The following is a 20,758-nucleotide window of genomic DNA, read 5'->3' as shown; positions in this document are numbered from 1 at the left end:
TAAATAATGTTGAATAAAGCGCCGTTTTTCATGTTTTTCTTTTAATATGAATATAAGAGGATAAGGCATGAAAGGGTTTAGTATAAAAAACGTTCTATATAATATTAAAGATTTGTGTGAGAAATTATGAATATTATTGCGCTCTATCAAAAAAGTATTAGTAAGTTATATTGGTTTAATGGCATACCAGCGCTGTTATTGAGGCTGTTTTTAGCACCGATTATGATTATTGCAGGTTTTAGTAAGTTAAACTTGTCTGATCCTGATGTTACAGGGTTTGAAATTTTATTAGCAAGTGACAATGTCGTTAATTGGTTCAGCAACGCAGAATGGGGATTAGGGCTACCATATGCTGAGTTGTTAGCCAACCTTGCCGCATGGACCGAGTTTTTAGGTGGATGGATGCTACTTATCGGATTATTCACTCGGCTTATTACTCTTCCACTAATGTTTACAATGGTTGTTGCGGCAACCACGGTACACCTTGAACATGGTTGGTTTGCCGTTGCACCCAGTAATTCTGCGGTAAGTACAGCGAATGTGCTTGACTGGCTAGGTATTGATGCCGCTCAAAGAAGTTTAGAAAACAGCGACCAAGTATATGTACGACTTAATAAAATGCGCGAAATTTTAGCAGAAAATGGCAATACAGATTGGTTATTTGAAAAAGGCAATATTGGCGTAATGAATAATGGCATAGAACTGGCGGCTACGTATTTTATTATGTTGCTTGCGTTGCTATTTATTGGCGGTGGACGATTTACTAGTGCCGACTATTACCTTTATACTTACTGGCTCAAACCTAAATTACAGTTGAACAATACTTTATGAATGCAATTGAGCTGCTACTAAACCGTCAATCTGATCCATCACTGACAATGCCGACACCAAACAATGATGAATTACATACTATTTTAACGGCAGGCATGAGAATACCTGATCATGGAGCGTTAAAACCGTTCACTATTTCTGTGTATACCGACGAAGGCCTTAGTAAACTTAGTCATGCATTTGTAAAGGCAATGACATTAAAAAAAGCAGAGCAAGCTAAGATAGATAAAGTAGCTAAAATGCCTTTTCGTGCCCCGATGGTTGTTGTGGTTAGTACTGATTACCAACCTCATGAAAAGGTACCTGAAAAAGAGCAGTTGATCACCGCTGGTTGTGTCGTTCATGCAATGCAAATGGCAGCATTTTCACTCGGATATGGTGCAATGTGGCGTACAGGAGATTTAGCGTTCAACAACGATGTTAAATCGTCACTCAATATTACATTACATAATGATATTGCAGGCTTTCTTTATATCGGTACAAAAGCCAAAGACATGCCAGTAAAACCTGAACGGTATTTTGAAGATCGGGTTCGAATAATTAATGGGTAGAATACTGTTAGGTGATATGTTTGAAAGATAAACTCATGGTGACCTTCTTAATGACCCCTTAATATTTTATTTGAGACTAAAAAAAGCCACTTGTTTAACAAGTGGCTTTTCAATAGAACAATAACTAACTTAATAAGACGCGTTGTTAGGCGTACGTGGGAAAGGGATTACATCTCTTACGTTTTGCATGCCGGTTGCATAAGCAACTAAACGCTCAAACCCTAAACCAAAACCTGAATGAGGTACTGTACCATAACGGCGTAAATCTCTGTACCAACTGTAATCCGCTGGATCTAAATCCATTTCGCCCATACGTTTATCTAGTACATCTAAACGTTCTTCACGTTGACTACCACCGATAATTTCACCGATACCTGGTGCTAAAATATCCATTGCTGCAACGGTTTTTCCGTCGTCATTTAAACGCATATAAAATGATTTAATATCTTTTGGATAATTTTGAAGTACTACCGGGCCACCCACATGTTCTTCTGCAAGATAGCGCTCATGCTCTGAATTTAAATCAACACCCCATGAAACTGGGTTTTCAAAGGTTTTACCGCAGTTTTGTAGAATATCAATTGCGTCAGTGTAATCCATACGAACAAAGTCTTTATTGATCACAGCATTTAAACGATCTATCACGGTTTTATCAACGCGTTGTTGGAAGAAAGCCATATCATCAGCACGTTCTTCAAGTAATGCTTTAAACACGTACTTTAACATTTCTTCCGCTAAAGTAGCTGCATCTGCTAAATCAGCAAAAGCAATTTCTGGTTCAACCATCCAAAATTCCGCTAAATGTCGGCTAGTATTGGAATTTTCAGCACGAAAAGTTGGACCGAAGGTATACACTTTTGATAACGCGCAACAGTATGTTTCAACGTTTAACTGACCAGAAACAGTTAGAAAGGTTTCTTTACCGAAGAAGTCTTCAGCGTAATCAATATCACCTTTATCTGTTCTAGGTAGGTTTTCCATATCAAGCGTGCTAACACGGAACATTTCGCCAGCACCTTCACAATCACTACCAGTAATAAGTGGTGTGCTGATCCACATATAGCCTTTTTCATGTAGAAAGCGATGAATCGCTTGTGCTAATGAGTTTCTTACACGGGTAACGGCACCGCCAATATTCGTACGAGGACGTAAGTGCGCATGCTCACGTAAAAATTCAATAGAATGACGTTTAGCAGCCATTGGGTAGGTATCTGGATCGTCCACTAAACCTAGCACTTCTACTTGAGTTGCTTGAATTTCAAATGATTGACCTTCTCCCGGAGATTCCACTAAAGTTCCTGTTACTTTAACAGCCGCACCTGCGGTTAATTTTAAAACTTCATCTTGATAATTATCTAAATTATTTGGCGCTATAGCCTGAATAGCATCGAAACATGAACCATCATGGATGGCTAAAAATGAAATTCCTGCTTTAGAATCACGTCTGGTACGGATCCAACCATGCACAGAAATCTCTTTATCAACAGGAAATTTACCTGCTAACACATCAGAAATAGCGATAACTGACATTTATCAAACCTCTTTTATGAGTAAAAAACTTGTTCTTAATTTAAGGGCTGATATGTTACCGTGATCATTAGGTTTCACAAGTAAAAACTTGCACTACGGCACGATTTTATCGCTATAGCATATGGTTTTAAGGAAATAATAAGCCAATGAGTCGTTTTTTAGGCCAAGAACGAAGAGTTCATTCAGATGTTTGGTTAAAAACCATTCAGATATTAACCTTAGTTGCATGGGCTGTTTTTATTGTTGCCCTTATCGTTTCTTATTACGCTGCCCCTGATAATGAATTTGGCGTTTTACGCTATCATGGGATATCAGTCAGAAAGTTTTGGTTAACGCCGTTAACGGGTTATTTATATATTTTATTATGGATAAGCGCCTTACTAAGTTATTTCGCGCTTATCATCCATAAGTTTCGTAGTAGAAGAAAATCCGATAACACAAGATTTAATATTTTTTTATTGTTTATCGTATCAATTGCTTGGACAGTGTATATCGTCTTCCAACTTAGTCGTTAAAGAACTTATCATGAGGTAGTGCCGATGCTATCGCATTGATTAGCGTTTCTATTTGTTCTTGAGTAATAATAAGTGGCGGCATCATATAAATCAGCTTGCCAAAAGGGCGGATCCAAACACCTTGCTCTACAAAATGTTGTTGTATTGTTGCTACATTAACACTTTGGTGTGTTTCTACTACTGCTATTGAACCTAAAACTCGTACATTTTTGACTCGTTTATTTTCACCTAGAGGCTTAATCGCTTGGTTAAACCAAGACTCAATTTGTTTAACTTGCGCCTGCCAGTTATTTTGCAATAGAAGATCAATGCTAGCATTGGCGACGCTGCATGCCAGTGGATTTCCCATAAAAGTTGGCCCATGCATAAAACAGCTTGCTTCACCATTACTAATTGTTTCCGCGATGTTAGTGGTGCAAAGTGTTGCTGCTAACGATAAATAACCACCGGTTAAGGTTTTTCCTAAACACATAATATCAGGTGAAATATCAGCCCACTCACAAGCAAATAGTTTACCGGTGCGCCCCAAGCCAGTCGCAATTTCGTCAGCAATAAACAGTACTTGGTATTTATCACATAATTGTCGAACTTTTTTGAGGTAATTGGGGTGATAAAAGCGCATGCCTCCCGTACCTTGTACAATAGGCTCAATAATAAATGCCGCTAATTCATGATGATGGTTAGCAAACAGAAATTCGAGTTGTTCAGTCTCTTTATCATCCCATGAATCGTTTAACATAATGGTAGGAGCAGGAGCAAAGATATTTTTCATCAATACTTTATCAAAAATTTGATGCATACCTGTAACAGGATCACACACAGACATAGCAGCAAATGTATCACCATGATAGCCATTACGTACCGTCATCAATTTATGCTTGTTTGCTTGTTTCTTACTTTGCCAATACTGAAGCGACATTTTTATTGCTACTTCTACCGCAACAGAGCCACTATCAGAAATAAACACTTTTTCTAGACCATCAGGTGTCAGCGATACCAACTTTTCTACTAGAGTAATAGCGGGTTCATGCGTAAAACCACCAAACATAACATGGGCTACTTTATCTAATTGCTCGGTTATCGCTTTATTTAGCTCTGGTCGGTTATAGCCATGTAAAACAGACCACCATGATGACATGCCATCTATTAATGTTTCACCAGATTTTAGTTGAATATTTACACCCTCAGCACGTTCTACTACGTATGAAGGTAGTGGGTTGCTCATCGAAGTATAAGGATGCCATACATGTTTTTTATCAAAAGTAACAAGATCAGTATAATTATTAATCATTAGTAAACGTAATGTGCAGGAATTTGTTGACAAGTTCTTGGTGGTGCATAGACTACCCGTATTCAATTATCGTTGCAAACACTCAACAGCAGGCAATTTTTCATGATAAAAGCGAATTCGGCACTTAATTTCGAATTAGGGCAACTTAGGCATAACTGGTCAAACGCTGAAGTAAATGCGTTATTTGATCTGCCTTTTAACGATCTAATGTTCTACGCACAAAGTATTCATCGACAACATTTTAATCCAAACGAAGTACAAGTGAGTACCTTGTTGTCTATTAAAACAGGTGCATGCCCAGAAGATTGTAAATACTGTTCGCAAAGTGCCCGTTACAAAACGGACATTGAAAAAGAAAAATTAATGGAAGTTGAAAAAGTACTGGAAGCTGCTGAAAAAGCAAAAGAGCAAGGGTCAACGCGTTTCTGTATGGGCGCGGCATGGCGAAACCCTAAAGAACGTGATATGCCCTATGTCGTTGAAATGGTAAAAGGTGTTAAGAAGTTAGGTATGGAGACCTGTATGACTTTAGGCATGCTTTCTTCAGATCAAGCCAGTGAATTACAAGAAGCAGGGTTAGATTATTACAATCACAACCTTGATACTTCACCAGAACACTATAATCAAATAATCACCACTCGAAGTTATCAAGACAGGCTTGATACATTGAGTAATGTTCGTTCTGCCGGAATGAAGGTGTGTAGTGGCGGTATTGTTGGATTAGGTGAAAAAGCAACGGATCGTGCATCGTTATTAGCACAACTTGCTAATTTATCGCCGCAACCAGAAAGTGTTCCCATTAACATGTTAGTAAAAATTGATGGCACACCGCTTTCTGATGTTGAAGATCTTGATAATTTTGATTTTATTCGTTGTATTGCGGTTGCACGTATTATGATGCCAAATAGCCATGTACGTTTATCTGCTGGCCGTGATGCCATGAATGAACAAATGCAATCACTATGCTTTTTAGCAGGGGCTAATTCAATTTTCTATGGTTGTAAATTGCTAACAGCTGGTAACCCTGAATCTAATGCTGATATTGCGCTATTTAATAAACTTGGTATCAACACTGAAACAGTCGCAAATAATGTTGATGAAGAAGTGGAAGCACAAGTATTACAAGCGCAAGTCGCTGAACAAGAGAGTGACAGTTTATTTTATAACGCAGCGAAATAGCGTAAATGGCATTCGATTTTATTGATCAGCACTTAGCGACAAGAAAGGAACAGCACCTTTACCGTCAACGAGTGTTGATTGAACAGCAAAATGCGCGACATTTGGTGCATAACGGCAAACAATATCTTAACTTTTCATCGAATGATTACTTGGGGTTAAATCATCACCCTAAAATCAATGCGGCATTAAATGAAGGTGCTGAAAAATATGGTGTATGCTCCAGTGGCTCTAGCTTATTAACCGGATTCAATTATGCCCATCAATACCTCGAAAATGTAATTTGTCAGTGGCAAAACAAAGATAAATGTTTGTTGTTTAATAGTGGTTTTTCGGCCAACTTTGCCTCGTTGAATGCATTTGCCCAGCCTAGTGCTGCTATTTGGTTAGATAAACTGTCTCATGCTTCATTACTTGATGGCGCTTTTTCACAACAAGCGAAAGTTAAGCGCTTTTTACATAATGATTATCAGCAACTGAGTAACGTAATAAACACCTCTTCTTACCGTGATCACCTTATTGTATCAGAAGGGATTTTTAGCATGGATGGTGATGGTGCTGATATTAACGCGTTAGCAAAAGTTGCTCAACAACATCAAGCTAAATTGTATATTGATGATGCGCACAGTATCGGTATTACCGGTAATGAAGGGCAAGGCAGTAGCAGCGTAAGTAATGATATAGATATTATTATGGCAACGTTTGGTAAGGCTTTAGCAACAAGTGGGGCATTTATCGCTTGTGATAATTATACATACGAGTATTTAGTTAATGTTTCTCGCCATTATATCTATTCGACAGCGATGTCTCCGGCTATTGCATGGGCAACGGCAAAAAGTATCGAGTTAGTGATCAGTGAATCATGGCGTAGGGAAAAGATAGCGCATTTAAGTCAGCTACTTAAGCAATCGTTAAATACGCAGATAACATTGTTGCCAACGGCATCTTCAATTCATGCATTAGTGCTGGGTAGTGAACAATTAGCAATGCAAAGCGCTGAAACATTAAAACAATACGGAATATGGCTAAGTGCGATTCGTCCACCAACGGTTCCAAAGGGCAGCTCTAGGTTACGCGTTACCATAACCTCATCCCATAAAGAACAAGATATCAAATACTTAGCAGAATGCGTAAATAAGGTTATAGGAAAAAATGATCGATAAAAGTAAACGCGATAATATAGCTAAATCATTTGGTCAGGCAAGCCAGTCTTACGATATTTCTGCAAGATTACAGCGTTTTAGTGGTAAAAATTTAATGCCTTGGTTACCCAAAAGGCATGATATTACGGTGCTTGATTTAGGCTGCGGTACTGGATTTTTTACCGATATTTTAGCGGCAAAGTATCAACATGTTATTGGCGTGGATATTTCTGCAAAGATGCTGTCATACGCACACAATAACCGAAATAAAATGATCACATGGTTAGAAGGTGACGCTTATCATTTGCCTATTGCAGATCAATCTATTGATCTTGTGTATTCAAATTTAATGATCCAATGGTGCGATCCGCTAGAATTAGTACTTAAAGAAGTATTACGGGTGTTAAAGCCTGGTGGATTATTTGTGTTTTCCACCTTATTAGATGGCACATTACACGAGTTAAAGTCATCTTGGAAAGCTGTCGACAATGATCGCCATGTTATTGATTTTAAATCATTACAAGAGCTTAAAAATTGTTTTGATATACCGAATGCTAAATTATTGGAATTTCATGATAAACCTGTAGTGCTTGAATACGAAAACGTACTTCATTTAGCTAGAGAGTTAAAAGGGCTAGGCGCTAATCATGTGCCTGAAAAATCGAATCGTGGTTTAGCTGGTAAAGAAAAGTGGCAAAAGATGATGACTGCTTACGCGCAGTTTGTAGAACAAGACAATATTTTCCCCGCAACTTATCACGTATTTTCCGGCCTAATGGTCAAATTAAAGGCGTAAAATGAAAAATTATTTTATCACAGCAACAGATACTGATGCCGGGAAAACCCATATTGGCTGTGCAATAGTCAATAAGCTGGTGAAACAAGGCAAGAAAGTACAAGTTTTTAAGCCAATATCCGCAGGCTGTGAATTCGTTGATGGCAAATTAATTAATGCAGATGCTGCAAACTTGTTGGCTTATAGCAATTGTGAGCAAACCATAGAGCAAGTGAACCCAATAGCATTTGCAGAGCCCATTGCACCGCACATCGCAGCTCAGAATAATCAAGTCGCAATTTCATTAGAGGAGATCACCCAGGCACATAAAAAAATGTGTCAGACTAATGCAGAAGTGACAATAACAGAAGGTGCTGGTGGCTGGCGGTTACCACTTGGTAATGGTAAGTTTTTATCCGAATTTGTACAGCAAACTGATCAACAGGTCATTCTTGTGGTAAATATGAAACTTGGCTGTTTAAACCACGCGATATTGACATATGAAGCAATAAAGAACGATGGTTTAGTCTGTGTAGGCTGGGTAGCCAATGTACAACAAGATATGGCATATCTTAATGAAAATCTTAATGAGCTTTTTTCATATTTTTCAATGCCTTTACTTGGTGTTGTTGATAATAAACCTAATATTGAAAGTGTTGCTGAATTACTTGATCTTTCAACAATTTAATATACGTTATGCGGCAATGTTACACACAACACACATTGCCGTACGCCTTTATTAACCTGTCGTTATTTTTAAATATCTAAATTATCAGGTGCAGTTAATACAGCACGTTTAATGCCTCCTTTAAATAAGTACATAGGTTCGTCAATGTTATCAGCCGTAAGATATTGATAAGTTTCTCCATTTATCTGTAACGCAGAACCTTCTACAAGCCCAATTACTAATGTTTCTGGCTCGACTATCATAAATTCCGCTAACCTTTGTTCTCGTGTTTCGCCATTAAAGCCCGGCGGTTTATATTCACTATAATGTGGATTAAGTTGGCAATTCACTAGCGCTAATGCCTCGAAGCTAAAGGGTTGTTCAATGGGCATATCATTGGTTGTTTTTATGCTTAACCCTGAAATATTGGCTCCAGCGCTCCAGCCAATATATTTCACCCCAAGTGCGTTTACTGCTGTTTTTATCCCCTCAATAAGTTCACTTTCATACAGTTTCTTAAGCAGTGAGAAAGTATTACCGCCGCCAACAATGATAGCATCAGCACTTTTAATCGCTTCTTTTTGATCAGTAAACGTATGCAAACCTGTCACTGATTTATTAATCGGACGTAGGGCAAGGTTTACCTTCTCTGTGTATTCATCGTAACTCATACCAATACCAGCATAAGGAATAAAAATGATGTTACTGGATTGCGTTAGGTGTTGTTCTATACATTGCAATGCATGACTCAAATAGGGCGTATTTCCAACCTTTGAACTACTGAGTAATAATAAATCTCTGTTTTTCATCAATCTCTCTTTTATTCATCTATTTGTTGGTAAGTTCGGTCATGCAAGCTGTTGCAATAAATCCCGAGCGTGTTTTGTACTGCTCTGATTTACTGACCCGATCATCAATTTGTTTAATCAGTAATTCTGGCAATGTGACATTTATTTTATGACTTTTACCTAAGTAAGGCACGATATCAACATCAATTACCGCCCACACAATATTTGCCATTGGGGATGTAGATATAAAATTTTCAATATCACTCGCAGTAGGAATTTTTTCACCATACTCAGCCAAAATAGCTAAATGATCAGCGATTGCGTGATCTGCTTGTTTAAGCGTGTCGCTAATTGATTTCCCCTCTACTGTACAACCTTGTATATCAGGAATGGTTAATAACCAGTTATTTTCATCAGTTCTGTACTGAATTTTTACGGGATAATTCATCACTTAATCCTTTTAAAAAAGAAAATTAATGATAACCCTGACAACTCTTAATTGTCAACGCTCTGATGACCCTGATAACTCTTGAAAATAAATATACGGAACTCCAATAACTCCGTTAGTATGGATAGATATGACTCCAATAACTCTTTTGGGGGAGGTGTGAGTATTTACATACGTTTTAACTTTATATATATGGAGAGAAAAATATCCGTAAGGGAGAAACCATCATTGTTGATAAATAAGAACATTCAATAGTTATTAGAGTTATTAATAAGTACTGTGACGATAATTTTTTAAGATATTAAATTGCAAAAAATAAAGGGCTTTCGTTAACAACAGGAATAACATAACCGCTTATCCCTCAATAACTACCGCTAGTCATTAAAGTGTAAAAACTTCTAAATGCTGTGTGATTTTTATACGAAATGCATGGTCTTATATTATAGTTAACTTAGCGAGATGACTTTTTTGTATTAAGTAACGGCATAAATACCAAGGTCAATAACGCTTGCTTTAATCTGCTAAGAGTATTTGGAGGATTTATGTTTTCTATTAAGATAAACGTATTGATCGGTAGTTTATTGGTGTGCTTAATTGGTTGCAGCAATTTCCAAACAGTTAGAAAGCCGGCTCCTAATAATTACCAGCAATTACTTAATGACGAGGCATTCCCAGGATATAAAAAGCATAATATTGAATCGCTCGATGAAGTGTTTGCATTAGATGCGCAAATGGAAGATTTCGTCGAAAAAAGATTAATTCCAGAAAAAAATTATTTACGAAAAGCGAGAAAACTCTTAAAACATATTTTCTCAAAAGAAGATATCAACCTTGCCTATCAAAATAACGCTAACTTAACGGCTTCTCAAGCCTATCATAGTCAAACTGCTAACTGTATGTCACTGACAATAATGGCATATGCATTAGCAACTGAAGCGGGGTTAAATGTTAAATTTCAAAGTATCAAAGTGCCAGAGTACTGGGTACGAAATGGTGAGCATAATATGCTAACTGGTCATGTTAATTTATCAGTTAGTGAGAAGCGTGCTTCTAACGTGGCTGTTGTTTACGGTGATGAATTAATGCAAATTGATTTTGACCCCGAAGTATATCGCCGTTCTTTTCCTAAAAAAACAATCACCAAGCAAGACATGTTAGCAATGTTTTACAACAATAAAGGCGCTGGTGCCTTAGTTCAACAAAATTATGATAAAGCATATGCTTATTTTAAGAGTGCGATTATTGCAAACCCTACATTTTCTTCTTCTTGGGGTAATTTAGGTGTTTTATATAAGCTAACTAAACAATACGATTTAGCAAAAAAAAGCTATAACACCGCAATTGCTTTAGATAATGATAACTTAACTGCATATAAAAACTTAACAATCGTATTATCACACCAAGGAGAAAATAAAAGAGTCGAAGCTATTAAGCAAATGCTTCACGAAAAACGGCATAAAAATCCATTTTATCATGCAATGTTAGCCGATGAAGCGTTATATCGCGGAGAGTATCAATTAGCAAAAAGATTGTTTAAAAAAGCAATACGGTTGGAAAAAAAAGGGCATGAGTTTTACTTCGGCCTTGCAAGAGTATATTTTGCTCTAAAAGAAACGGATAAAGCTGAAAATGCGATTAAAAAAGCGATTTCTTATAATCGATATCCGTCAACAGAAAATCAATATATTGCGAAGCTAAATGTGATAACACAACATAATGAATAACCTTCACAAAATGCTAGGGGAAATAATACCAATAAAATGTTGACCAATTAGTTAAATAACTTTCTATTTTTGTTTATAATATTCACATTAAAAATAGTTAAGAGAGCACACATGCAAAAACGCTTTATTTCAGCACAAGAGCTTTTAGAAGACTCTTTTCGTGTTGCCCATCAAGTCTTTGAAGATGGATTTAAGCCCGATTATATCGTTGGTATTTGGCGTGGTGGGGCACCAATTGGTATCGCAGTACAAGAATATTTTGATTATAAAAATGTAGAAACAGATCATATTGCAGTTCGTACTTCGTCTTATTATGGTATTAATCAGCAAAGTAAAGAAATAAAAGTGCATGGTTTGCATTACATAATAGAAAATGCCAATACTGATGATAGTTTACTTATTGTTGATGACGTTTTTGATTCAGGTAGAAGCATAGATGCGTTAATTAAACAGCTAAAGCTGCAAATGCGCAATAACATGCCTACAGATGTTAGAGTTGCTTGTCCTTGGTTTAAACCTGAAAATAATAAAGTAGGTTTTGAACCCAACTACTTTGTTCACGAATCATCTGAATGGTTGGTATTTCCGCATGAAATTTCTGGTTTAACATCTGAAGAAATCATTGAAGGAAAATCAGACCTTCGTAATATTAAGTCATTATTTTCATAATAAATTCATTAGAGCGCGTTGAATTATTTGTGTTATACATATCATACGCTCTAATCACTTATACTAATGAAGCATAGTGATAACACTGTGCTTTTTTATTACTTTATGTTTAAACTTACCTTTTTATTATTTGTCGTATCTTTTTCATCGTTTGCACATTGCGTAAATAACAAAAACCCCGTTATTCTCATTTCACTCGATGGTTTTGCGGGTAAATACTTAACAACATATCAACCCCCTTATTTACTTTCGATGGCAAAGAAAGGGGTATTTACCGATGCATTAATTCCCGTTTACCCTTCAAAAACATTTCCAAATCATCTTACGATGGTGACAGGTAAGCCGCCAGCTGAACATGGTATTGTACATAATAGCTTTTATCACCGAGGTTTTAATACAAACTATACGTTAGGAAGCGGAAAACACAACAGTGCCTGGTTAACGGCGAAACCAATATGGACAATCGCTGAACAGCAAGGTATTAAAACAGCCGTGTATTTTTGGCCTGAGTCAGAAACGAAAGTAGACAATATATTGCCTTCGTATGTTAAAGCGTATCAACATAATACCCCTAACGAAGTACGTTTAGCTCAACTTGTCTCTTGGCTGCAGTTACCAGAACCAGAGCGTCCACAGTTACTGATTAGTTATATTTCAACCATTGATGACATTGGCCACTCACATGGAACAAAGGCTGAACAAACTAAAAATGCAATTCGTAAGGTAGATAAGCTACTTGAAGACTTTGTAAATAAAGTACAGCAAAGTACATCGTTAACACCTAATATAATCATTGTATCAGATCACGGCATGATCGATGTAAAGCATGGTAAAAAGCTTAACGTTGATAACTTACTTACCCCACCAACCGGCACTGTAGTCGTGAATGGTCAAACACAACTATATATTTATAACGATAACCAAGTCGCACTAACAAGGCTACGAAATCGATTAACTAAACATAAAAATCAACAGTATTTTCGTACCTATTTAGCTACAGATTTTCCTAAGCATTGGCAGTTAAGCCTAAGAACACACACAACCCCTGATATGATTATTGAAGCAATTCCACCTGCTATATTTGTAAAAGAAGGAAAACATACACCTTTTGCTACTCACGGGTACGACCCTATAAAAAACGAAGATTTAAATGCGATGATGATTGCTTTGGGGCCGAAATTTAAGCAAGGACACCAAATAGATAAGTTAGAAAATAAACATGTTTTTCATTTAGTTGCTTCATTGTTATCTTTACAAAATATCGAACATTCAGAGGTGATACGAGCATTTTTTAAACGCACCCCTTAAATTAGTGTTACGTACATTTTATTCGATTGTTAATATTATCTTTTTAAGGTTAGAATAGGTGATGTAATTTTAATCTGATAATAGTATATATAAATAGATGTATAGTACCTATATTGCTCGACAAGCGATCTTAGATCGAAATTCTAATACCATCGGTTATGAACTTTTGTTTAGAGATAGCCCTGACAATAAATTTCCAGAAATTGATCAAGACGTTGCAAGTTCTAAGCTTATTATTCAAAACCATTTACAAGGCGACATAAAAGCGATTGCACTTGGAAAATTGGCATTTATCAACTTTACAGAGAAGTGTTTAATTAACAAATATCCGTTGATGTTTGACAAAAACTCAATTGTAATTGAACTAGTAGGGCATACATCACCAACTGATAGACTGTTAAAGATCGTTAAATATTATTGTGAGAAAGGTTATAAAATTGCACTCACGGAATATGATTTAGATGATCGCTGGGATGCCTTATTTCCCTATTTATCGATGATAAAAGTCGACATCGAAAAGCATAATCCAAAGTGCTTACAACCGATTGTGAAACGATTAAAAAATTACGATATAAAGCTTACTGCTGAAAAAGTAGAAACTAAATTTCAATTACAATCGTTAACCGAAGTAGGCTTTAACTTTTATCAAGGCTATTTTTATCACGAACCTGAAATTATAGAAGGGCAAACCCTAGCCCCAATAAAAGCGCAAATGCTGCACTTGATCAGCGAAACGTTCAATACCCCACTAGATTACGGAAAAATTGCAAAAATTATCAGCCATGATGTAAACCTTAGTGTGGGTTTATTAAAAATGGTAAATAATGTCGCAACAAGTACCCGTGTTGAAATTACTTCATTAAAACAAGCAACGGCATATTTAGGTGAAGAGAAACTTAAACAATTTGTTACGATACTTGCGCTGTCAAAATTGACGACAGATAAAACCGATGAAGCATCAAAACAAGCGTTAATTACCGCTAAGTTAATGACATCTCTTGCTAAAGAAAGTGCCTTTAAAGAAATAAGTGATTTTGCATTCATCACAGGCTTATTAAGTGCAATAGAAGTTATTTTAAGTATGCCAATGGATGAAATTGTCAAAACAATGCCATTAGCAGACCCTATTACCAAAGCGTTAGTTGATCATGACGGCTTACTCGGTGAGCTATTAGTGTTAACAACAAACTATATTACAGGCAATGGTGAAAACATATCAGACTTGATAAAGGCATATGGATTAGAAGCTGATTTTATCCATAATAAATTTGTGGAGGCAAGCCTTTGGTGTGAAGAGTTAGGTGTAATTTAATGCGGCTAATGCTGCTTATGATATAACTTAGTAAGCAGCGCACTTAAATTAGCATATAAGTTCTTTTTAGATACGGCATAGTCAGCACCATAACAGTTAGCAGCATCTAAAATTGACTCATTTGGATTTTCAGGAGCCTCGCAGCCAGAAACTGCAATAACATTACCTTTCGTGGTGGGCTTAATTTTTTCTATAAACTCAAAACCATCTAATAAAGGCATTTCAATATCTGTGATCACCAACTGATAATTATTTTTATGAAAAGCATCGAGTGCAAGTAAACTATCAGTGTAAGTATCAATATTTTGGCTAAAGGGTAAAGACGTTTTAACAATATCTTCCAGTAACATAATATCGATAGATGAATCGTCAACGACTAATACGTTAAACATTATCATATCCCTTAATTGATAAACTCCTCTCTTTAAAAATAGTCAACGTGTACCTGTTAAGTCAATATTTATATTATTTAATTTTACAAATATACCATCATGGTTTGATAGCAGAAACTTAATCTTATCAACATAAATTAAACACTGCTTTTTCTAATAATTTGTTAAGGCCTATTGAACTTTGTCATTTAATTATTTTACTTGATGCTTTATTAGATAAATTACTCTAAAATCATGCCGCAACTCTTTCCGCTAATTATTGTAATAAAAAACAAGCAAGGACTTTATTTTGACTAAGTTACTCTTTGTATTTTTCAGTATTTTATTCTCTTTTCCTAGTTATGCATCGGGTGCTGGCACCGTTGATTTAACAGGTTCGGTTTTTGGCATTACTGCCATAGTGATATTTTCAATTGCTTATTTATTAGTCATTGGAGAAGAGTTTATTCATTTAAGGAAATCTAAACCTGTCTTGGTTGCTGCTGGTATTATCTGGTTAATGATTGGTTATATTTATACGCAACACGGTATCGCCAAACAAGCGGAAGAAGCATTCAATCATAATTTACTAGAGTACGCGCAACTTTTATTATTCTTATTAGTTGCAATGACCTACATCAATGCCATGGAAGAACGTGGTATTTTTGAAAGTTTACGTATCTGGATGGTATCAAAAGGGCTCAGTTTACGAAGCTTGTTTTGGACCACAGGCATATTAGCATTCGCCATTTCTTCATTCGCTAATAATCTTACCACGGCCATGTTGATGTGCGCTATTGTATTAAAAGTCGCCCCGAACAACCTAAAGTTTATTAATATTGCGTGTATTAATATTGTGGTAGCTTCAAATGCGGGTGGGGTGTTTAGCCCCTTTGGTGATATTACAACGTTAATGATTTGGCAAGCAGGTTTATTACAGTTTCAACAATTCTTTGTTTTATTAATACCTTCTTTGGTCAATTTTCTTATTCCTGCATTGATTATGAGCTTTTTCATTTCTAATCATAAATCTACGCCAATATTTGATAATGAGTTTCAATTAAAACGTGGCGCTAAGCGGATAGTGGCGCTCTTCGTATTGACCATTATCACAGCGGTTTTATGCCATAGCTTAATTCAGATGCCACCCGTTTTAGGTATGATGTTAGGGTTAGGGTACTTAAAATTTCTTGGCTTTTATTTACGAAAAAGTTTACCTCGCTCTTTAGATAAAAAACGCACTAAAGCACAAATAAATAAAGATGAAAAGGCACTAAAACGTTTAGGAAATATTGTGCCATTTGATATTTTCGATAAAGTAGCAAGAGCTGAATGGGACACCTTATTATTCTTTTATGGTGTTGTGATGTGTGTTGGAGGCCTAGGTTTTATGGGCTATTTATCTTTAGTCTCCGAACTACTATACACAAATTGGAGCCCGACGTACGCAAATATAGCCGTAGGCGTTTTATCTGCCATTGTTGATAACATTCCCGTAGTTTTTGCCGTATTAAGTATGCAACCGGTAATGGACATACAGCAATGGTTATTAGTGACAATGACCGCAGGAGTGGGTGGAAGTTTATTATCTGTTGGTTCAGCGTCAGGTGTTGCGTTAATGGGGCAAACAAAAGGAAAATATTCATTTGTTGGTCATTTAAAATGGAGTTGGGCAATTGCATTAGGTTATGTTGCCAGTATCTACGTACACTTCTTAATTAACGGTTAGCACTAAAATAGGTAACAGGAATGTAAACCTGTTACCTTTTCTTTATATCTCTTCATGCCTCGACCTAACCCGCGGCTAAGCTGAACAAAAATTTAAAACACAGAGAGCAACTCGCTCTTGCTCAATAACTTTCAAGTTAGTGATTGATTAACAATAATACAGGTGAGGGTAGCTACGTATAATCCAACACCAAAAACCATATGATTTATCAAACTTCGTATGCGTGCAATATTTGGCTTAGGGGCTTTTGATGCCACAAAGCCAAGCCCCATACAAGGCTGCATGATACAAAAGGGGAAAACGACAGTGACCATTCCAAAGATAACACTCGACAAAAACGAAACTGAAGTGAGAGTAACGCTTTCATTAACTATCAATAAAAAAGCACCGGCAAATATTACACCAATTATATAATGTGTCACCCACCCAATAAGTAGCTCATTATTAACCGCTTTACTCTGTGATATATTTTGATGATAAAACTTCCCGTCACTCATTAATCCTACCCATCTACCGACCATGCGCCAGTTAAGAGGTGGCATGTTAAATAGCTTCTCTATAAATAAAGACCATAAATCAAGCACTACGGTTGCTCCAATACCAATAAGCACGCTGTTAATTATCCATTCAATCATTTGTTAACCTCTTTGCGATATATTGTTTAATATTAATCAGCCAAATAAATAAGCATTTGCCTGTTTATTTTCATCTGATAAACTACCATGCCACTTCAAGTTAACTTTAAGTCAAGAGGAGATAATGAGTATTTTAGATATTGGAGAAGTTGTTAGGTTGTCAGGAATACCGGCATCAACATTAAGGTATTATGAAGAAAAAGGTTTAATTAACCCCATAGGAAGACATGGTCTTAGGCGACAATACGATCCCGCAGTGTTAACCCAGCTATCTTTTATTTCCTTAGGTAGACTCGCAGGGTTATCACTCAATGAAATCAATAATATGTTTGAACCTAAAGGAAAAATTGTAGTAGATAGAAGAAAACTACAACAAAAAGCAGATGAAATTGATCAAAAAATAATACAACTAACATCAATGAGAGATGGCTTACGACATGCCGCAGTTTGCCCTGAAGAAAACCATTTCGAATGCGAAAGGTTTAATAAGTTACTACGTACTTCAACTAGACGATTAAAAACCAATACTGTATAACTTTACTTCTCCTGATATTTTTCTCAATTATTACAAACAAGGATTGTGATGTACCGAGGCCAGTTAACTAAGTGGGACAATGCCAAAGGCTTTGGCTTTATAAACTCTGCTCAATTAAACCAAGATACTTTCATACATATCTCTGCACTCAAACATATGAGTAGAAAGCCTAAGCAAGGTGACTTCATTCATTTTGATGTTGAGCAACATAAAGGGAAGGCTCGAGCGACTAATGCTCGTATTGAAGGCGTAAAAGCTAATTCACCCTTTAAAGCTTCAAAAACGTATAAAACTCGTTCAGGCAATAAAGTTATCTATGCTGCTGTCATTATCGCAATCGCTGCATTTATCATTCAGCGCCTTGATTTAGGGCAAAGTAATCAAACACCGCAATCACAATTTAAAGCAACGCCAATACCAGCAAACATTGCTCCAACCCAGCACTTTACCTGTGATGGACGACAGCATTGTAGTCAAATGACATCTAGAGAAGAAGCTGAGTTCTTTACCAGACATTGTCCTAATACAAAGATGGATGGTGATAATGACGGAATACCTTGTGAAAATGATTCAAGGTTTTAATCAATGATATTTGATCTTGAATTTATTAAGCCTACATAAAGTAAATTAAACTTCAATCAAGCTTCCAAAAGAAAGCCTTCAGAAATGTTGTGATTTATTACTTATTAAAATCACGATTTTAAAAGATTATCTATTATTTAAACGATAAATCGTGTTACATTAGCTTTATAGCCTGTGTTGAGTGCAAATTTATTCATTGTGCTTTGTGATTACTTATCATTTATATCTAGGTATTTTTCACTACAGTCCAATAAAAACGCATGCTCTCAGCATAAATATATTGTTTTATACGTTACGCTACGTGAAATTTAGCTGTTATGATAGCCAATAACACTTATTTTTTTACGTACAATCACCATTGTATTTAATAGGTTTATACTTCAAAACCTATTTTGGTGATCGGGTTCGTTAATGTTGTTTATATTCAATCACATTATTTTATTTACATAAAATAAGTTTGTTAATAACGCATCACGTTTGTAGGTTTTAAATGTTTGCAAATAAATCCGCATCAGAAGTTTATCTGATGTCACTACAATCAGAACAAAGCCGTGTGACTATGGCATCATTGTTAAATGTTGTTGCTTTTAAATTACAAAAAAAGAAATCGCATCAACATGTTGATTGGTCTTTTTTACATTATGAGCATATTCTTTATTTTCTTTCTGAGCTTTCATCACAAGGAAAATCTCCAGCAACAATAAACGTGTATTTATCTGCACTTAAAGGTGTTGCTAAAGAAGCCTGGCGGAAAAAAGAAATAGATGTAGAAACCTATCAACACATCAAAGAAATCAGACGTGTTCGTGGCTCTCGTAGTGTTAAAGGACGCGCATTATCGTTAGATGAACTTAATCAGTTGATTGATTACTGCATGATGCAAGATGGTGTAATCGCTATGCGCGACGCTGCGGTTGTGGCGCTAGTTTACGGTGCTGGATTACGTCGCCATGAAGCGGCAAATCTATTACTCAGTGATTTAAACTTAACAGAAGCTACCTTGCGGGTATTAGGTAAAGGAAATAAAGAACGTGTTAATGCCTTACATAACCGTATTTTAGAAATTTTAGATGTGTGGTTATTAGAACGTGGTACTGAGCCAGGTCCTTTATTTCTTAGAGCGCGCAAAGGAAATAAACTCATTAATGCGCCGATATCCGGACAAACTATTTACGACATTATTATCAGACGTTATCAAGAAGCTGGTTTAAAACGTTTAACACCGCATGATCTACGCCGAACGTATGCTACGAAATTACTTGAAAATGGTGAAGACGTGTTCGTTGTACAAGATTTAATGGGCCATTCTTCTGTTGAAACCACTAAAAACTATGATAAACGGGCAGATATTGCGAAAAATAAAGCGGCGAAAGCCCTACCTTTTTGATGCTTGCAAGCTTGTCCATTGTTGGTTGATTTCAAACAACTCGCCTGATTGTTGTAAACTCTCAATTGCATCATTAAATCGAGCTAAATCATCTTCATTCATCGTAGATTTACTTAACATCAAATAAATTTCATCTTGATATATTTCTACTGGGTGTTCTTCAAACTCATTGAATAGCTTATATTTTTCAACAAAGGCTCGCATGGTCACAGGATCAACTAGAAAACCATCTAAATGCCCTTTTAATGTTTGTTTTACGTTTTCTTCTAAGTCAATTACTTCACTAATATGTGCTCTGAACTCAGCTTGTAAGATCAATTTTTTATACAATTTACCGTAATAATAACCACCTTCAACACCGATCATGTAATTACTTTTTGATAAATCAGCTAAAGAGTTAAGAATAATGTTTTGCCGGGTTCCTTTTCTTACATACAGCTTCACTTGTTCTTTTCTATAAGGCTTGGTGAAGTATGCGTATTCAGTTCTGTCTTTCGATAGTGAAGCGCCCATGGCAATGTCCATTTTACCCATTTTTATATATTGTAAATGGCGCTTCCATGGTAATTCAGTATAGGCAATATTGTATCCAGCTTTTTTAACAATTTTATTAAATATTTCAATATCTAAGCCAACTAACTCATGTTGATTATTATGATATTGATACGGATACCAAAGCTCCCAACCAACCGCAAGGATTGATTTGGTGTTTGCAGATGCATTTGATAAGCATAAAAGAGTTGCTGTTATAGCAATAAAAATTTTAATATTCACAACAACACTTCCCTATAT

The 20,758-nt window shown here is 36.1% G+C and carries 22 protein-coding genes; 15 read left to right on the top strand and 7 right to left on the bottom strand.

Annotated elements, in window-relative coordinates; all coding sequences use genetic code 11:
* Window positions 1–126 precede the first annotated feature (126 nt).
* Both BI291_RS11750 and BI291_RS11745 read left to right on the top strand, forming a co-directional pair.
* Entirely contained in the window at window positions 127–831 is a 705-nt protein-coding gene (locus BI291_RS11750) for a DoxX family protein (RefSeq protein ID WP_074498961.1), read from the top strand.
* Window positions 828–1,382 (top strand): nitroreductase family protein, encoded by a 555-nt coding sequence (locus BI291_RS11745; protein ID WP_074498960.1) that lies wholly within the window; start codon window positions 828–830, stop codon window positions 1,380–1,382. Before BI291_RS11750 ends, BI291_RS11745 begins: the two co-directional genes overlap by 4 nt.
* A gap of 129 nt (window positions 1,383–1,511) precedes the next feature.
* On the opposite strand, the gene asnS is transcribed toward BI291_RS11745, so the two are convergent.
* Window positions 1,512–2,912: an asparagine--tRNA ligase gene (asnS, locus tag BI291_RS11740; RefSeq protein WP_074498959.1), complete on the bottom strand. Its 1,401-nt coding sequence runs from the start codon at window positions 2,910–2,912 to the stop codon at window positions 1,512–1,514.
* Between the two features lie 146 nt (window positions 2,913–3,058).
* On the opposite strand from asnS, the gene BI291_RS11735 reads away from it, so the two are divergent.
* Complete coding sequence (locus BI291_RS11735; protein ID WP_074498958.1) at window positions 3,059–3,427, top strand: hypothetical protein; 369 nt, start codon at window positions 3,059–3,061, stop codon at window positions 3,425–3,427.
* Here the strand turns inward: BI291_RS11735 and bioA are convergent.
* Window positions 3,417–4,718, bottom strand: coding sequence for an adenosylmethionine--8-amino-7-oxononanoate transaminase (gene bioA / locus BI291_RS11730; protein WP_074498957.1), 1,302 nt, complete (start codon window positions 4,716–4,718; stop codon window positions 3,417–3,419). The two genes, BI291_RS11735 and bioA, sit on opposite strands and share 11 nt — an antisense overlap.
* Window positions 4,719–4,820: 102 nt before the next feature.
* On the opposite strand from bioA, the gene bioB reads away from it, so the two are divergent.
* Genes bioB through bioD form a run of 4 tightly spaced genes read left to right on the top strand, consistent with a single transcriptional unit; the run spans window position 4,821 to window position 8,499 of the window.
* Window positions 4,821–5,897 carry a biotin synthase BioB gene (gene bioB, locus BI291_RS11725; protein ID WP_074498956.1) on the top strand — a complete coding sequence of 359 codons (1,077 nt, stop codon included), beginning with the start codon at window positions 4,821–4,823 and terminating at the stop codon, window positions 5,895–5,897.
* 5 nt (window positions 5,898–5,902) lie between these two features.
* A complete protein-coding gene (locus BI291_RS11720) occupies window positions 5,903–7,057 on the top strand; it encodes an 8-amino-7-oxononanoate synthase (protein WP_074498955.1) in 1,155 nt (384 codons plus the stop codon).
* On the top strand, window positions 7,047–7,832 hold the full coding sequence (gene bioC / locus BI291_RS11715; RefSeq protein ID WP_074498954.1) for a malonyl-ACP O-methyltransferase BioC: 786 nt from the start codon (window positions 7,047–7,049) through the stop codon (window positions 7,830–7,832). Before BI291_RS11720 ends, bioC begins: the two co-directional genes overlap by 11 nt.
* A 1-nt stretch (window position 7,833) precedes the next feature.
* Window positions 7,834–8,499, top strand: coding sequence for a dethiobiotin synthase (bioD, locus tag BI291_RS11710; protein WP_074498953.1), 666 nt, complete (start codon window positions 7,834–7,836; stop codon window positions 8,497–8,499).
* A 68-nt stretch (window positions 8,500–8,567) separates the two neighbouring features.
* Here the strand turns inward: bioD and pepE are convergent, their stop codons facing one another.
* Complete coding sequence (gene pepE, locus BI291_RS11705) at window positions 8,568–9,287, bottom strand: dipeptidase PepE (RefSeq protein ID WP_074498952.1); 720 nt, start codon at window positions 9,285–9,287, stop codon at window positions 8,568–8,570.
* 19 nt (window positions 9,288–9,306) lie between these two features.
* Entirely contained in the window at window positions 9,307–9,714 is a 408-nt protein-coding gene (locus BI291_RS11700) for a type II toxin-antitoxin system HicB family antitoxin (RefSeq protein ID WP_074498951.1), read from the bottom strand.
* A gap of 542 nt (window positions 9,715–10,256) precedes the next feature.
* On the opposite strand from BI291_RS11700, the gene BI291_RS11695 reads away from it, so the two are divergent.
* The 4 genes from BI291_RS11695 to BI291_RS11680 all read left to right on the top strand — a co-directional run bounded on the left by BI291_RS11695 (window position 10,257) and on the right by BI291_RS11680 (window position 14,727).
* A complete protein-coding gene (locus BI291_RS11695; protein ID WP_083602022.1) occupies window positions 10,257–11,438 on the top strand; it encodes a tetratricopeptide repeat protein in 1,182 nt (393 codons plus the stop codon).
* Between the two features lie 111 nt (window positions 11,439–11,549).
* Window positions 11,550–12,107, top strand: a complete 558-nt coding sequence (locus BI291_RS11690; RefSeq protein WP_074498950.1) for a phosphoribosyltransferase — start codon at window positions 11,550–11,552, stop codon at window positions 12,105–12,107.
* 105 nt (window positions 12,108–12,212) lie between these two features.
* The gene (locus BI291_RS11685) at window positions 12,213–13,415 is read left to right on the top strand and encodes an alkaline phosphatase family protein (RefSeq protein WP_175573118.1); all 1,203 of its coding nucleotides are present in this window, start codon (window positions 12,213–12,215) and stop codon (window positions 13,413–13,415) included.
* 97 nt (window positions 13,416–13,512) lie between these two features.
* Entirely contained in the window at window positions 13,513–14,727 is a 1,215-nt protein-coding gene (locus tag BI291_RS11680) for an EAL and HDOD domain-containing protein (protein WP_074498948.1), read from the top strand.
* Between the two features lie 5 nt (window positions 14,728–14,732).
* Here BI291_RS11680 and BI291_RS11675 read toward each other — a convergent pair whose 3' ends face one another.
* A complete protein-coding gene (locus BI291_RS11675) occupies window positions 14,733–15,119 on the bottom strand; it encodes a response regulator (protein ID WP_074498947.1) in 387 nt (128 codons plus the stop codon).
* A 289-nt stretch (window positions 15,120–15,408) separates the two neighbouring features.
* Here BI291_RS11675 and nhaD point away from each other — a divergent pair, with 289 nt between their 5' ends.
* Window positions 15,409–16,827, top strand: coding sequence for a sodium:proton antiporter NhaD (gene nhaD, locus BI291_RS11670; RefSeq protein ID WP_074498946.1), 1,419 nt, complete (start codon window positions 15,409–15,411; stop codon window positions 16,825–16,827).
* A 131-nt stretch (window positions 16,828–16,958) separates the two neighbouring features.
* On the opposite strand, the gene BI291_RS11665 is transcribed toward nhaD, so the two are convergent.
* Window positions 16,959–17,462 (bottom strand): DUF2938 domain-containing protein, encoded by a 504-nt coding sequence (locus BI291_RS11665; protein ID WP_074498945.1) that lies wholly within the window; start codon window positions 17,460–17,462, stop codon window positions 16,959–16,961.
* 124 nt (window positions 17,463–17,586) lie between these two features.
* Between BI291_RS11665 and BI291_RS11660 the strand changes: the two genes are divergently transcribed.
* The 3 genes from BI291_RS11660 to BI291_RS11650 all read left to right on the top strand — a co-directional run bounded on the left by BI291_RS11660 (window position 17,587) and on the right by BI291_RS11650 (window position 19,966).
* Window positions 17,587–17,997: a helix-turn-helix domain-containing protein gene (locus tag BI291_RS11660; RefSeq protein ID WP_074498944.1), complete on the top strand. Its 411-nt coding sequence runs from the start codon at window positions 17,587–17,589 to the stop codon at window positions 17,995–17,997.
* A 48-nt stretch (window positions 17,998–18,045) separates the two neighbouring features.
* On the top strand, window positions 18,046–18,579 hold the full coding sequence (locus tag BI291_RS11655) for a cold shock domain-containing protein (protein WP_074498943.1): 534 nt from the start codon (window positions 18,046–18,048) through the stop codon (window positions 18,577–18,579).
* A 490-nt stretch (window positions 18,580–19,069) separates the two neighbouring features.
* The gene (locus tag BI291_RS11650) at window positions 19,070–19,966 is read left to right on the top strand and encodes a tyrosine-type recombinase/integrase (RefSeq protein ID WP_074498942.1); all 897 of its coding nucleotides are present in this window, start codon (window positions 19,070–19,072) and stop codon (window positions 19,964–19,966) included.
* Here the strand turns inward: BI291_RS11650 and BI291_RS11645 are convergent.
* Window positions 19,955–20,740, bottom strand: a complete 786-nt coding sequence (locus tag BI291_RS11645) for an ABC transporter substrate-binding protein (protein ID WP_074498941.1) — start codon at window positions 20,738–20,740, stop codon at window positions 19,955–19,957. The two genes, BI291_RS11650 and BI291_RS11645, sit on opposite strands and share 12 nt — an antisense overlap.
* Between the last annotated feature and the right edge of the window lie 18 nt (window positions 20,741–20,758).

This window comes from Thalassotalea sp. PP2-459, assembly GCF_001913705.1.
Classification (GTDB): domain Bacteria; phylum Pseudomonadota; class Gammaproteobacteria; order Enterobacterales; family Alteromonadaceae; genus Thalassotalea_C; species Thalassotalea_C hakodatensis.
Note: the sequence above shows the minus strand (reverse complement) of the source record. Positions and strands in the feature narration are given on the sequence as shown.